Below are 13,139 nucleotides of genomic sequence, written 5' to 3'. Positions count from 1 at the left end.
TTGCACTGCAATAACTAATTGGCACCTCCGATGCTCTACCAACTCTACGAAGCGCAACGTTCCCTGATGGAGCCGTTTGCGGACTTCGCGCAGGCCGCCTCCAAACTCTATGGCCAGGGGGCCGTCTTCGGCCAAACGCCGATCGCGCAACGCATGGCCGCTGGTTACGACCTCCTCTACCGTCTCGGCAAGGACTACGAAAAGCCCGAGTTCGGCATCAAGACGGTCAAGGTTGACGGTCACGACGTCGTGATCCACGAAAGCGTCGAGATCGAGAAGCCCTTCTGCCAATTGCGCCGCTTCAAGCGCTTCACGGACGAACCCCACATCCTCCAGACGCTGAAGAGCCAGCCAGTGGTGCTGATCGTGGCGCCGCTCTCCGGCCACTATGCAACGCTGCTGCGCGACACCGTGCGCACCATGCTGCAGGGCCACAAGGTCTACATCACCGACTGGGTCAATGCCCGCCTCGTGCCGCTGTCGGAAGGCGAATTCCGCCTCGACGACTACGTGAACTACGTCGAGGACTTCATCCGTTACCTTCAGGCCGAATACGGCAACTGCCATGTCATCAGCGTCTGCCAGCCCACCGTGCCCGTGCTGGCGGCGGTTTCGCTCATGGCCAGCCGCGGCGAGAAGACGCCGTTGTCGATGACCATGATGGGCGGCCCCATCGATGCCCGCAAGTCGCCGACCGCCGTCAACAACCTCGCGATGAACAAGAGCTTCGAGTGGTTCGAGAACAACGTGATCTACCGAGTGCCGGACGGCTTCCCGGGTGCCGGTCGCCGCGTCTACCCAGGTTTTCTGCAGCACACCGGCTTCGTCGCAATGAACCCGGACCGCCACGCGAGCAGCCACTACGATTACTTCAAGAACCTGATCAAGGGCGACGATGCGAGCGCCGAGGCACACCGCACCTTCTACGACGAGTACAACGCCGTGCTCGACATGGATGCGGACTACTACCTCGACACCATCCGCACCGTCTTCCAGGATTTCGACCTCGTGAACGGCACGTGGGAGGTCAAGAATTCCGAAGGCGTACGCGAGCCCGTGCGCCCACAAGATATTCACTCCATCGGCCTGTTGACGGTCGAAGGCGAACTCGACGACATCTCCGGCTCCGGCCAGACCCGCGCCGCGCACGCGCTTTGCACCGGCGTGTCAGCCGACGAACAGCGGCACTACGAGGTCAAGGGCGCGGGCCACTACGGCATCTTCAGCGGGCGCCGCTGGCGCGAGCAGGTCTACCCCGAGGTCAAGGCGTTCATTGCGGCGCACGACAGGCCACAGAAGCGCGCGAGCCAGACCGCCGTGTTGGCGTCGGAAGATACGGTCAAGGCCACTCCCGCGAAGAAGCGCCCCGCCGCGGCGGCGGCACGCAAGACTGCACCGCGCAAGTCGCGTTCGGCCGCACGCAAGTCCGAATGAGATCGTGAAGACGCTGGCCGCACGCCTCCTCGAGGCGCTGCCGCAAACGCAGTGCACACGCTGCGGCTATCCCGATTGCGCGGGCTACGCGCAAGCCATCTCCGCAGGCGAAGCAGGTATCCACCAATGTCCCCCTGGCGGTGCCGAAGGGGTGGCGCGCCTGTCGGCCCTCACCGGCCTGCCCGTGCAGCCGATTGATCCTCGATTCGGCGTCGAAGGCCCCCGGGCGATGGCGGTGATCGACGAGTCCTGGTGCATCGGCTGCACCTTGTGCCTTGACGTGTGTCCGACCGACGCCATTCTCGGCATCCACAAGCGCATGCATACCGTCATCGAGGTGCATTGCACCGGCTGCGAACTCTGCATTCCCGTTTGCCCGGTCGACTGCATCTCTCTCGAAGACGCCACACCGGGGCGAAGCGGATGGCAGGCCTGGTCGCAAGATCAAGCCGACCATGCGAGAAATCGCTACGAAGCGCGCAACCGGCGGCGCGAAAAGCCGGAGCCCGTCGCCGCAAAGGCATCCCAGGGCGCGCCCGAATCGACTGCACCTGCCGATCGCAAGCGTGCGATCGTCGAGGCCGCTCTTGCCCGCGCCCGTGCCGGCAGCGCGTCGAAGCTCGGCAAGAACCGCTGACCCCCCGGGGCCTCAGCCTGCAGCCAGTGCCGAGAAGGCCGTGACCACTTCCGGCGGCGCCTGCACCAGCTCGATCAGCACGCCTTCGCCCGCGATCGGAAACTGTTCGTTGGCCTTCGGATGCAGAAAGCAGATGTCGAAGCCGGCCGCGCCCTGGCGAATACCGCCAGGCGCAAAGCGCACACCCTGCGCCGTGAGCCAATCGACCGCCTTCGGCAGGTCATCGATCCAAAGGCCGACATGATTCAGCGGCGTCGTGTGCACCGCGGGCTTCTTGTCCGGATCCAGCGGCTGCATCAGATCGACCTCGACCTTGAACGGGCCACTGCCGATCGCGCAGATGTCCTCGTCGACGTTCTCGCGTTCGCTCTTGAACGTGCCCGAGACCTCCAGCCCCAGCATCTCGACCCACAGCTTTTGCAGTCGGGCCTTGTCGGGACCGCCAATCGCGATCTGCTGGATGCCGAGCACCTTGAATGGGCGGTTCATTTCGAGCGTTCCCATCATGCAAACTCCATGATCACCTGATCGACGGAGAGCGATTCGCCCTTCGCGGCGTCAATGCTGGCGACCACGCCATCCTGTGTCGCGAACAGCACGTTCTCCATCTTCATCGCCTCGATCACTGCAAGCTTCTCGCCGGCCTGGACTTTCTGGCCCGGCTGCACCGACACCTCGACCAGCAGGCCCGGCATCGGCGACATCAGGAACTTGCTCAAGTCCGGCGGCGCCTTGAAGGGCATCAGCTTAAGCAGCCGCGCACCGAGTGGCGACAGCACCATCGCCTCGATCTGCGTGCCGTTGTGCGACACGCGCAGCGACAGCGGGTTCTTGCCCGCGCCACGTTCAACCTGCGCGGTGAATGCACGCCCGTTGACGTTGCCTTCCACGCGAATGCTGCCCAGCGATGCCTTGCTGTCGATCTTGTAGCTGTGGTCGCCCACGGCGACGGCGCTGGAGCCGTTCTGCCCGTGGAAGTCCGTGACCGACACGGCCTTGTATACGTGCTCGCCCTTTTCATCCAGCACGACCACGACGAACTGCTCGCCGACCTTGACGCCATGGCCTTCGAGCTGGCCGCTGATGCCCGATGCGCGGGCCCGATAACGGCGATGCATGAAGGCGGCCAGCGCCACCAGGAAATCCGGATCGTCGTGCGGAACGTCTTCCGCATGGAAGCCCTTGCCGTAGTGCTCGGCGATGAAGCCGGTGTTGAACTCGCCGCTGACGAATTTAGGATGCGCGAGCAGCGCCGCCTGGAAAGGAATGTTGCTGTTGATGCCGCGGATGACGAAACCATTGAGCGCCTCGCGCATCAGCGCAATGGCGTGCGCGCGGTCACGGCCATGGACGATCAGCTTGGCGATCATCGAGTCGTAGAACATGGGAATCTCGCCGCCGTCGTACACCCCCGTGTCCACCCGCACGCCGTACAGATGCTGCGTGTCCGCCGAGAACATGGTCTCCTTCGGCGGCTGGAAGCGCACGAGCCGGCCGGTCGACGGCAGGAAGCTGCGGAAGGGGTCCTCGGCGTTGATGCGGCATTCGATCGCCCATCCTTCGCGCTTCACGTCCTTCTGTGCCAGCGGCAGCTTCTCGCCCGCGGCGACGCGGATCATCAGTTCGACCAGGTCGAGCCCCGTGATCGCCTCGGTCACCGGATGCTCCACCTGCAGTCGCGTGTTCATCTCGAGGAAGTAGAAGCTCTGGTCCTTCCCGACCACGAACTCGACCGTGCCTGCGCTCTGGTACTTCACGGCCTTGGCCAGCGCCACGGCCTGCTCGCCCATGGCCTTGCGCGTGGCCTCGCTGATGAAAGGTGACGGCGCCTCTTCGATGACCTTCTGGTGCCGGCGCTGGATCGAGCATTCGCGCTCGTTCAGGTAGATCACATGGCCGTGCGCGTCACCGAGCACCTGGATCTCGATATGCCGCGGCTCCTCGACGAACTTCTCGATGAACACCCGGTCGTCGCCGAAGCTGTTGCGCGCCTCGTTGCGGCAGGAGGTGAAGCCGTCGAAGGCATCCTTGTCGTTGAAGGCCACACGCAGGCCCTTGCCGCCGCCGCCGGCGGACGCCTTGATCATCACGGGGTAGCCGACTTCGCGGGCGATCTCGACAGCCCGCTCGGCGGTCTCGATGGCGTCGTTCCAACCCGGAATGGTGTTGACCTTGGCCTCGTTCGCGAGCTTCTTCGAGGCGATCTTGTCGCCCATCGCGGCGATCGAATAGTGCTTCGGGCCGATGAAGGTGATGCCTTCCTCCTCGACCTTTCGAGCGAAAGCCTCGTTCTCGGACAGGAAGCCGTAACCGGGGTGCACCGCTTCGGCGCCCGTCTGCTTGCAGGCCGCGATGATGCGGTCCGCCTGCAGGTAGCTTTCACGGCTCGGCGACGCACCGATGTGCACCGCCTCGTCGGCGAGTTCGACATGGCGCGCGTCCTTGTCGGCATCGGAATAGACGGCGACCGTGAGGATGCCCATCTTCTTCGCGGTCTTGATGACACGGCAGGCGATTTCACCGCGATTGGCGATCAGGATTTTCTTGAACATGGTGTGTACCGGTGACTATTCGGGAAACACCGCGGAACCGGCTTTGCCGGGCCGCTGGTGTTGCCCCCTGCAAGGGGGTTGGCGTAGCGACACGAAGTGCGCGAAGACTGGGGGTGGGCTCATAGCGGGATGTTGCCGTGCTTGCGCCACGGGTTTTCAAGCTTCTTCTCGCGCAGCATCACGAGGCTGCGGCAGATGCGCTTTCGAGTCTCGCTCGGCAGGATCACATCGTCGATGTAGCCGCGCGTGCCTGCCACGTACGGATTGGCGAACCGCGCCTTGTATTCGGCCTCACGTGCAGCAAGCTTCACGGGATCGTTCTTGTCCTCCCGAAAGATGATCTCCACCGCTCCCTTGGCCCCCATCACCGCGATCTCGGCGCGCGGCCAGGCGAGGTTGACGTCGCCACGCAGATGCTTCGAGGCCATCACGTCGTACGCACCGCCGTAGGCCTTGCGCGTGATGACCGTGATCTTCGGCACCGTGCACTCGGCATAGGCGTAGAGCAGCTTGGCCCCGTGCTTGATGATGCCCCCGTACTCCTGGCTGGTGCCGGGCATGAAACCGGGCACGTCCACGAAGGTCACGACCGGGATGTTGAAGGCATCGCAGAAGCGTACGAAGCGCGCCGCCTTGATCGACGACTTGATGTCCAGGCAGCCGGCGAGCACGAGCGGCTGGTTGGCGACGATGCCGATGCTCTGCCCTTCCATGCGCGCGAAGCCGATCACGATGTTCTTCGCGTAGTCGGGCTGCAGTTCGAAAAAGTCGCCGTCGTCGACCACCTTCACGATCAGTTCCTTCATGTCGTAGGGCTTGTTCGGGTTGTCGGGCACCAGCGTGTCGAGCGAGAGATCGGCGCGATCTGTCGGATCGCCGCTCGGGCGCACGGGCGGCTTCTCGCGGTTGTTGAGCGGCAGGTAGTTGTAGAGCCGGCGCAGCATCATGAGCGCCTCGACATCGTTCTCGAAGGCCATGTCGGCCACGCCGCTCTTGGTGGTGTGCGTCGATGCACCGCCCAGCTCCTCAGCGGTCACGTCTTCGTGTGTCACCGTCTTCACCACTTCGGGGCCGGTGACGAACATGTACGAGCTGTCCCGCACCATGAAGATGAAATCCGTCATGGCGGGTGAGTACACCGCACCTCCGGCGCACGGGCCCATGATCATGCTGATCTGCGGCACGACGCCGGACGCCATCACGTTGCGCTGGAACACGTCGGCATAGCCGCCGAGCGAAGCCACGCCCTCCTGGATGCGGGCGCCGCCCGAATCGTTGAGGCCGATGACCGGTGCGCCGACCTTCATCGCCTGGTCCATGACCTTGCAGATCTTCTCGGCATGGGCCTCGCTGAGTGCGCCGCCAAAGACGGTGAAGTCCTGGCTGAAGATGAAGACCAGGCGGCCATTGATCATCCCGTAGCCGGTGACGACACCGTCGCCCGGGATCTTGTTGTCGGCCATGCCGAAGTCGCTCGAACGGTGCTCGACGAACATGTCCCACTCTTCGAAGGTGTTGTCGTCGAGCAGCAGTTCGATGCGCTCGCGCGCGGTCAGCTTGCCTTTGGCATGCTGGGCGTCGATGCGCTTCTGGCCACCGCCGAGCCGCGCCTGTTCGCGGCGTTGTTCAAGTTGTTCGAGGATTTCTTTCATGACTTTCCGTCGGAGGAGTTGATCTTGTTGGGTGGTGGAAGCCGGCAGCCTACGCCGGTCCTGCCTGCGCGGCGAGCAGATTGCGCGCCGCAGTCGATGCGGGCAGCGCGCCGGCTGCCACCTGGGCGATGGCCTGGGGCAATAGCTCGCGCACGTGCGGGTGATGTCGGAAAGCCTGCTTGAGGCCGGCGTCGATGCGCTCCCACATCCACGCCAGCGCCTGCTTTTCGCGGCGCGTGGCCAGCTTGCCGTTGGCGGTCTGGAGCGCCTTGAACTGCAGCACCGCATCCCAGAAGACGTCGATGCCAGTGCCGGCCAGCGCACTGAGCTGTATCACCTTGGGCAGCCAGAAGCGGATTTCCGACTCGGGCGAGCCCGGAGCGGCATGAGCGGCGTGCATCACCTGCGCATGCGCGGGATTGCCATGGTGGCCGAACAGGCGGAGCGCCGATGTGATCTGCGCCTGGGCGCGGGTCGCGGCATCCTTGTCGATGTCGGCCTTGTTGATGACGACGAGATCGGCCAGCTCCATCACGCCCTTCTTGATAGCCTGGAGGTCGTCGCCGGCATTCGGCAACTGGAGCAGCACGAACATGTCGGTCATGCCCGAGACCGCCGTCTCGCTCTGGCCCACGCCGACTGTCTCGACGATGACGATGTCGTAGCCCGCGGCCTCGCAGACCAGCATCGCCTCGCGCGTCTTCTCCGCGACCCCGCCCAGGGTGCCCGAGGACGGGCTCGGTCGGATGTACGCGCGCTCGTGCACCGAGAGTTTTTCCATGCGCGTCTTGTCGCCGAGGATCGAGCCGCCGGAGACGGTGGACGACGGGTCCACGGTCAGCACTGCGACCCGGTGGCCACGCTCTATCAGGAACAGCCCCAGCGCCTCGATGAAAGTCGACTTGCCAACGCCCGGCACGCCAGAGATTCCCAGGCGGAACGACTTGCCCGTGCGTGGCAAGAGCGCCGTCAGCATCTCGTCGGCCAGCGCGCGGTGGTCGTCGCGGGTCGATTCGAGCAGCGTGATCGCCTTGGCGATCGCGCGGCGCTGTGCAGGCCCCTCCGAGGTCGCCAGCGCTTCAGCCGTGACCGGTGTTCGAACCGGCATGTTCACGCCGCAACAGCCGCGCGAATCTGTTCCAGCACATCCTTGGCGCTGGCCGGGATCGGAGTACCCGGGCCGTAGATGCCCTTGACGCCGGCCTCGTACAGGAACTCGTAGTCCTGCCGTGGAATCACGCCGCCCACGAACACGATGATGTCGTCGGCGCCCTGCTTCTTCAGCTCCTCGATGATGGCCGGCACCAGCGTCTTGTGGCCTGCGGCAAGCGTGCTGACGCCCACGGCGTGCACGTCGTTCTCGATCGCCTGGCGGGCGCACTCCTCGGGCGTCTGGAACAGCGGCCCCATGTCCACGTCGAAACCGAGGTCGGCGAATGCGGTGGCGACCACCTTGGCCCCGCGGTCGTGGCCGTCCTGCCCGAGCTTCGAGATCATCACGCGCGGACGCCGGCCCTGCTCTTCCGCGAAGGCGGCGATCTCGTGCTGCAGCGCTTCCCATCCTTCGGCCGAGTCGTACGCAGCGGCATAGACGCCGGTCACCTTCTGCGTGTCGGCGCGGTGCCGGCCATAGACCTTTTCCAGCGCATCGCTGATCTCGCCGACCGTAGCGCGCAGGCGCACAGCCTGGATGCTCAGGTCGAGCAGATTGCCCTCACCACTTTCCGCAGCCGCGGTGAGCGCGTCGAGCGCGGCCTGCACGGCGGCGCTGTCCCGCTTGTCGCGGATGGCCTTGAGCTTGGCGATCTGGCCGTCACGCACCTTGACGTTGTCGATCTGCAGGATGTCGTGCGTGTCTTCTTCCTTGAGCTTGTACTTGTTGACGCCCACGATCACGTCCCGGCCCGAGTCGATGCGGGCTTGCTTGTCGGCGGCGGCGGCCTCGATCTTGAGCTTGGCCCAGCCGCTGTCGACGGCCTTCGTCATGCCGCCCATCGCCTCGACTTCCTCGATGATGGTCCAGGCGGCATCGGCCATGTCCTGCGTGAGCTTTTCCATCATGTAGCTGCCCGCCCACGGGTCGACGACATTGGTGATGTGCGTCTCTTCCTGGATGATCAGTTGCGTGTTGCGTGCGATGCGCGCGCTGAACTCCGTGGGCAGCGCGATGGCTTCGTCCAGCGCATTGGTGTGCAGGCTCTGCGTGCCCCCGAACACGGCAGCCATCGCCTCGATGGTGGTGCGCACCACGTTGTTGTACGGGTCTTGCTCGGTCAGCGACCAGCCCGAGGTCTGGCAGTGGGTGCGCAGCATCAGGCTCTTGGGGTTCTTCGGATTGAACTCCTTCATGATCCGGCACCACAGCAGGCGCGCGGCGCGCATCTTGGCGACTTCGAGGTAGAAGTTCATGCCGATGGCCCAGAAGAAGCTCAGCCGGCCCGCGAAGATGTCGACATCGAGGCCCTTGGCAAGGGCCGTCTTCACGTACTCCTTGCCGTCGGCCAGCGTGAAGGCGAGTTCGAGCGCCTGGTTCGCACCGGCCTCCTGCATGTGATAGCCGCTGATCGAGATCGAGTTGAACTTCGGCATCTTCTGCGCCGTGTACTCGATGATGTCGCCGATGATCCGCATGCTCGGCGCGGGTGGAAAGATGTAGGTGTTGCGGACCATGAACTCCTTGAGGATGTCGTTCTGGATGGTTCCGCTCAACTGGTCCTGCGCGACGCCCTGCTCTTCTGCGGCCACCACGTAGCCCGCAAGCACCGGCAGCACCGCGCCGTTCATCGTCATCGAGACGCTCACCTTGTTCAGCGGGATCTGATCGAACAGGATCTTCATGTCCTCGACCGAATCGATTGCCACGCCGGCCTTGCCGACATCGCCCGTCACGCGGGGATGGTCGCTGTCGTAGCCGCGATGGGTCGCGAGGTCGAAGGCCACGCTGACGCCCTGTCCGCCCGCTGCGAGCGCCTTGCGATAGAAAGCGTTCGATTCCTCGGCTGTCGAGAAGCCGGCGTACTGGCGGATGGTCCACGGGCGCACGGCGTACATGGTGGCCTGTGGGCCGCGCAGGTAGGGTTCGAAGCCCGGCAGCGTGTCGGTGTATTTCAGGCCCTGCAGGTCGGCAGCGGTGTAGAGCGGCTTGACGGTGATGCCGTCCGGCGTGACCCAGTTCAGCGCGTTGAGGTCTCCACCCGGGGCCGACTTGGCCGCGGCCTTGGTCCAGGCTTCGAGAGTGGCGGTGGAGAAGTTGATGTCGGATTTGCTCATGAGCGCCGCTTTGCAGGTCGTGCGAGTGGGTAGGAGTGTCCGCGCGGAAGCGGCACAGTTCAAATTTCGGACGCAAGTCTAACCGATCTGTAATTATTAATTCAAAGATTCGAAGTTGCAGTACATTGAGCGCATGTCCGCTGTCACCCTCACCCCCCGTGCCCTCTACGAAGAGGTGGCGGAACTGCTGCGCCAACGCATCTTCAGCCGCGAACTCGAACCCGGCAGCTGGATCGACGAACTCAAGCTGGCCGAGGAGTACGGCATCAGCCGTACGCCCCTGCGAGAGGCGCTCAAGGTCCTGGCGGCGGAAGGCCTGGTCACGATGAAGGTGCGGCGCGGCGCCTATGTGACCGAGGTGTCCGAGAAGGACCTGGCCGACGTGTACCACCTGCTGAGCCTGCTGGAGAGCGACGCGGCCGGCGTGGTCGCCGAACATGCGTCCGACGCCGAGCTGGCCGAGCTCGATGCCTTGCATGCAGATCTCGAAGCCGCTGGCGCCCCGGGCCATGTCGATCGCGAACACTTCTTCGCCATCAACGAGCGTTTTCACATGCGGCTGCTCGCCATCGCCAACAACCGTTGGCGCGACCAGATGGTCGCTGACCTGCGCAAGGTGATGAAGCTCAATCGCCACAATTCGCTGCTGAAGTCTGGCCGCATCGGCGAGTCGCTCAAGGAGCACCGGGCCGTCATGGCGGCGATCAAGTCACGCAGTCCTGCAGATGCGATGGCACGCATGCAGCAGCACTTCAGCAATGGCCTCGAGGCAGCGAACTGAGTTCGCGCTTCAGCCGCCCAGCGGGGCCGTCCCCATGTCAGCATTGATCTGCTGCACCGTCTCGAGCAGCAGCGGCGCGATGCGCGCCACCATCGTCTCCCTCGGCAACAGATAGGCGGGCCCTCCGCAACTCACGGCATAGCGCTCACCTCGCGGTCCGCGCAATGAGAAGCCGAGGGCGTGGATGTGAGGATGCCATTCACCGAACGACGCGCAGTAGCCCAGTCGGCCGTGCTCTTCGATGCCGGCCATGATCCGTGGCTCCAGTTCATCCCAGTTCTCGCCACTCGCCAGCTTGATCTGCCCGAGCAGTTCCGCCTGTTCGGACGGGGGCAAGGCCGCCAGATAGGCCCTACCGGCAGCCGAGGTCGCAATGGTCATGCGGGATCCCACTTCGATGCGTGAAGTGATCAGGGCAGTCCGCGGCCGGATGGAATCGATGATCAGCATGTCGAGTTCGTCTCGCACGCCCACGTGAACGCTGGCGCCGGCGAACTCGGCCAATGCAGACAGATGCGGCCGCGCCAGCGAGCGCAAGTCGAAGTGGCGCAGGTAGCGCGTGCTCATGTCCAGCAACGCCGGACCGAGACTGAACCGCTCGGTGTCAGCGGACTGCCGCAGGTAGCCGCTTCCCACCAGTGTCGCGGCGAGGCGCGACACGGTCGCCTTCGGGATGCCCGTGGCATCGGCCAGATCGCGATTGCTCAGGGGCCCGGCGGCGTCGCCAACCGCCTTCAACACAGCCAAACCCCTGGCCAATGCGGTCACCTCGTCTTTACCTGTTCCGGATACGTGCTCGGCCATGATTGAATTTTTTGAAACGACGTTTCACAATTTCTCATAAAACGGTTGACTCGACCGATGAGAGCATTATTATTTCGGAACATTGTTCCACAAAATAGATCATGACGAGACAAGCCCTTCACCCATCCCGCCGTCAGGTTCTTCTTGCGGCCAGCCTCTTGGCCGCTGGCGTAGGCACCGGTCTTGACGCCGCCGCCCAGGAATTCCCGAAGGGCGCCGTCAAGATCATCATTCCCTTCGCCCCCGGCGGGCCGACCGATACGGTGGGGCGCCTCATCGCGATGAAGCTCCAGGAGATGTGGGGCCAGCCCGTGATCGTTGACTACAAGCCGGGCGCAGGCACGGCGATCGGTGTCGATTTCGTCGCCAAGGCGCCGCCGGACGGCCAGACCTTCGGCATGGTGAACTCGTCTTTTGCAGTCAATCCCTCGTTGCGCAAGACGCTGCCCTACGACACTCTCAAGGACCTCCAGGGGATCACGCAGATCGCGAACCTCCAGCTCGCGATCGTCGCGCGGCCCGACGCTCCCTTCAACACGGTGCCGGAGCTCATCGCCTACGCCAAGAAGAATCCGGGCAAGCTTACCTACGGCACGCCCGGTGCCGGCAGCACCACCCATCTGGGCGCGGAACTGCTCAAGCGTGAAGCCGGCTTCGACATGCTTCATTCGCCGTTCAAGGGCAGCGCCCCGGCCCATACCGAACTCATGGGCGGCCGCATCGACATCGTGGTCGACCCTTTCCTCTCCGTGCTGCCCTACGTGAAGGCCGGGCGCATGAAGATGATCGCGACCATGGGCTTGAAGCGCGTCGAGGGCTTCAGCTATCCGACGGTGGCAGAGACCGTCCCCGGCTTCAACGTCAACGCCCTGCTCGGCTTCGTCGCGCCGCACGGCACGCCGCGCCCCATCATCCAGAAGATCCAGGCCGACACGGAGAAGGTGCTTCGCAGCCCCGAGATGCGCAAGCGGATCGAGGAACAGGGCATGGAGGTCGTCGCATCCAAGCCGGAGCAGTTCGACGCCTTCGTGCAGTCCGAGATGAATCGCTGGGCCCGCGTCATCGGCGAAGCCGGCATCCAGGCCGAGTAACCGTCTTTCATTCGTACGACCCAAACCATGCCTCTCCATCTAAAGCCCCTTCACGACGTTTTCGTTGCCGAAGCCAGCGGCATCGACATCACGCGCCCCCTCTCCGACACCGAAGTTCGGCAGGTCAACGCAGCCATGAACGAGTTCGCCGTCCTCGTCTGGCGCGGCCAGGCGCTCACGGGCCAACAGCAGATCGATTTCGCCCGATCCTTCGGACCGCTCGACCTGGGCCTCAAGAAGGTGTTCAAGCGACAGGAACGGCTCGAGGACGAGCGCCTCATCGACATCTCGAACGTCGACGCACAGGGGAACGTCGCACGCCGCGAGTCGCCGAAGAATCTGTCGAACTTCGCCAACCAGCTGTGGCACAGCGACAGCTCGTTCCAGAATCCGCGCGCCGCCTATTCGATGCTGCACGCACTGGTTCTCCCGAGCTGGGGAGGCACCACCGAATTCGCCGACCTGCGCGCAGCGTACGACAGCCTGCCGGAAAGAACCCGGACCGAGGTCGAGGGCCTGAGCGCCGAGCACTACGCGTTGCACACGCGCATCCTGCTGGGTGACGAGGCCTACACGGACGACCAGAAGAAGGCCATTCCCCCGGCCGTCTGGCCGCTGGTCCAGACGCATCCGGGCTCGGGCCGCAAGCTGCTCTTCGTCGGCGTGCACGCGCGCGAGATCATCGGATGGCCGGTGGCGGAGGGCCGCATGTACCTGTCGGACCTGCTCGAGCACGCCACGCAACGCCGGAACGTCTACAGCCATGCCTGGCAGGTGAACGACCTCGTGATGTGGGACAACCGCAGCACCCTGCACCGCGGACGCCGCTACGACATCGCGGAACGCCGCGAGCTTCGCCGCACGACGATCGAGGACGTGCCCGAGGCACGCCTCATGGCGGCCTGAACCAGCCCTCGC

11 protein-coding genes are annotated in these 13,139 nt (G+C 64.4%); 5 read left to right on the top strand and 6 right to left on the bottom strand.

From position 1 onward, the window contains the following. Positions 1–30: 30 nt before the first annotated feature. Positions 31–1,434 carry a polyhydroxyalkanoate depolymerase gene (locus AC1D3B_RS03095; protein WP_478189192.1) on the top strand — a complete coding sequence of 468 codons (1,404 nt, stop codon included), beginning with the start codon at positions 31–33 and terminating at the stop codon, positions 1,432–1,434. A 4-nt stretch (positions 1,435–1,438) separates the two neighbouring features. Beyond that, positions 1,439–2,071: an RnfABCDGE type electron transport complex subunit B gene (locus AC1D3B_RS03090; RefSeq protein ID WP_478189191.1), complete on the top strand. Its 633-nt coding sequence runs from the start codon at positions 1,439–1,441 to the stop codon at positions 2,069–2,071. Between the two features lie 12 nt (positions 2,072–2,083). On the opposite strand, the gene AC1D3B_RS03085 is transcribed toward AC1D3B_RS03090, so the two are convergent. The 5 genes from AC1D3B_RS03085 to scpA all read right to left on the bottom strand — a co-directional run bounded on the left by AC1D3B_RS03085 (position 2,084) and on the right by scpA (position 9,545). Then, positions 2,084–2,560, bottom strand: coding sequence for a VOC family protein (locus tag AC1D3B_RS03085; protein ID WP_478189190.1), 477 nt, complete (start codon positions 2,558–2,560; stop codon positions 2,084–2,086). 14 nt (positions 2,561–2,574) lie between these two features. Then, positions 2,575–4,623, bottom strand: a complete 2,049-nt coding sequence (locus tag AC1D3B_RS03080) for an acetyl-CoA carboxylase biotin carboxylase subunit (RefSeq protein ID WP_478189189.1) — start codon at positions 4,621–4,623, stop codon at positions 2,575–2,577. 119 nt (positions 4,624–4,742) lie between these two features. Beyond that, positions 4,743–6,275, bottom strand: a complete 1,533-nt coding sequence (locus AC1D3B_RS03075) for an acyl-CoA carboxylase subunit beta (protein WP_478189188.1) — start codon at positions 6,273–6,275, stop codon at positions 4,743–4,745. A gap of 49 nt (positions 6,276–6,324) precedes the next feature. Continuing rightward, on the bottom strand, positions 6,325–7,383 hold the full coding sequence (gene meaB / locus AC1D3B_RS03070; RefSeq protein ID WP_478189187.1) for a methylmalonyl Co-A mutase-associated GTPase MeaB: 1,059 nt from the start codon (positions 7,381–7,383) through the stop codon (positions 6,325–6,327). A gap of 2 nt (positions 7,384–7,385) precedes the next feature. Continuing rightward, on the bottom strand, positions 7,386–9,545 hold the full coding sequence (gene scpA, locus AC1D3B_RS03065) for a methylmalonyl-CoA mutase (protein ID WP_478189186.1): 2,160 nt from the start codon (positions 9,543–9,545) through the stop codon (positions 7,386–7,388). 133 nt (positions 9,546–9,678) lie between these two features. Here scpA and AC1D3B_RS03060 point away from each other — a divergent pair, with 133 nt between their 5' ends. Next, complete coding sequence (locus AC1D3B_RS03060; RefSeq protein WP_478189185.1) at positions 9,679–10,326, top strand: GntR family transcriptional regulator; 648 nt, start codon at positions 9,679–9,681, stop codon at positions 10,324–10,326. A gap of 9 nt (positions 10,327–10,335) precedes the next feature. On the opposite strand, the gene AC1D3B_RS03055 is transcribed toward AC1D3B_RS03060, so the two are convergent. Next, a complete protein-coding gene (locus AC1D3B_RS03055; RefSeq protein ID WP_478189184.1) occupies positions 10,336–11,130 on the bottom strand; it encodes an IclR family transcriptional regulator in 795 nt (264 codons plus the stop codon). Between the two features lie 101 nt (positions 11,131–11,231). On the opposite strand from AC1D3B_RS03055, the gene AC1D3B_RS03050 reads away from it, so the two are divergent. Together AC1D3B_RS03050 and AC1D3B_RS03045 are read left to right on the top strand one after the other, a co-directional pair. Then, positions 11,232–12,221 (top strand): tripartite tricarboxylate transporter substrate binding protein, encoded by a 990-nt coding sequence (locus tag AC1D3B_RS03050; protein WP_478189183.1) that lies wholly within the window; start codon positions 11,232–11,234, stop codon positions 12,219–12,221. Positions 12,222–12,248: 27 nt separating this feature from the next. Further along, positions 12,249–13,127 carry a TauD/TfdA dioxygenase family protein gene (locus tag AC1D3B_RS03045; RefSeq protein WP_478189182.1) on the top strand — a complete coding sequence of 293 codons (879 nt, stop codon included), beginning with the start codon at positions 12,249–12,251 and terminating at the stop codon, positions 13,125–13,127. The last annotated feature ends 12 nt before the right edge of the window (positions 13,128–13,139 follow it).

It is taken from the genome of Variovorax sp. P5_A3, from assembly GCF_056400665.1.
The sequence above is the reverse complement of the archived record's forward strand: the minus strand, read 5'-3'. Positions and strand labels throughout refer to the sequence as shown.

Excerpts from the sequence above, each read along its gene's own strand:
- AC1D3B_RS03055 (WP_478189184.1), bottom strand. The coding sequence starts at position 11,130 with ATGGCCGAGCACGTATCCGGAACAGGTAAAGACGAGGTGACCGCATTG.
- AC1D3B_RS03095 (WP_478189192.1), top strand. The coding sequence starts at position 31 with ATGCTCTACCAACTCTACGAAGCGCAACGTTCCCTGATGGAGCCGTTT.
- scpA (WP_478189186.1), bottom strand. The coding sequence starts at position 9,545 with ATGAGCAAATCCGACATCAACTTCTCCACCGCCACTCTCGAAGCCTGG.
- AC1D3B_RS03045 (WP_478189182.1), top strand. The coding sequence starts at position 12,249 with ATGCCTCTCCATCTAAAGCCCCTTCACGACGTTTTCGTTGCCGAAGCC.
- AC1D3B_RS03085 (WP_478189190.1), bottom strand. The coding sequence starts at position 2,560 with ATGAACCGCCCATTCAAGGTGCTCGGCATCCAGCAGATCGCGATTGGC.
- AC1D3B_RS03050 (WP_478189183.1), top strand. The coding sequence starts at position 11,232 with ATGACGAGACAAGCCCTTCACCCATCCCGCCGTCAGGTTCTTCTTGCG.
- AC1D3B_RS03080 (WP_478189189.1), bottom strand. The coding sequence starts at position 4,623 with ATGTTCAAGAAAATCCTGATCGCCAATCGCGGTGAAATCGCCTGCCGT.
- AC1D3B_RS03060 (WP_478189185.1), top strand. The coding sequence starts at position 9,679 with ATGTCCGCTGTCACCCTCACCCCCCGTGCCCTCTACGAAGAGGTGGCG.
- AC1D3B_RS03075 (WP_478189188.1), bottom strand. The coding sequence starts at position 6,275 with ATGAAAGAAATCCTCGAACAACTTGAACAACGCCGCGAACAGGCGCGG.
- meaB (WP_478189187.1), bottom strand. The coding sequence starts at position 7,383 with ATGCCGGTTCGAACACCGGTCACGGCTGAAGCGCTGGCGACCTCGGAG.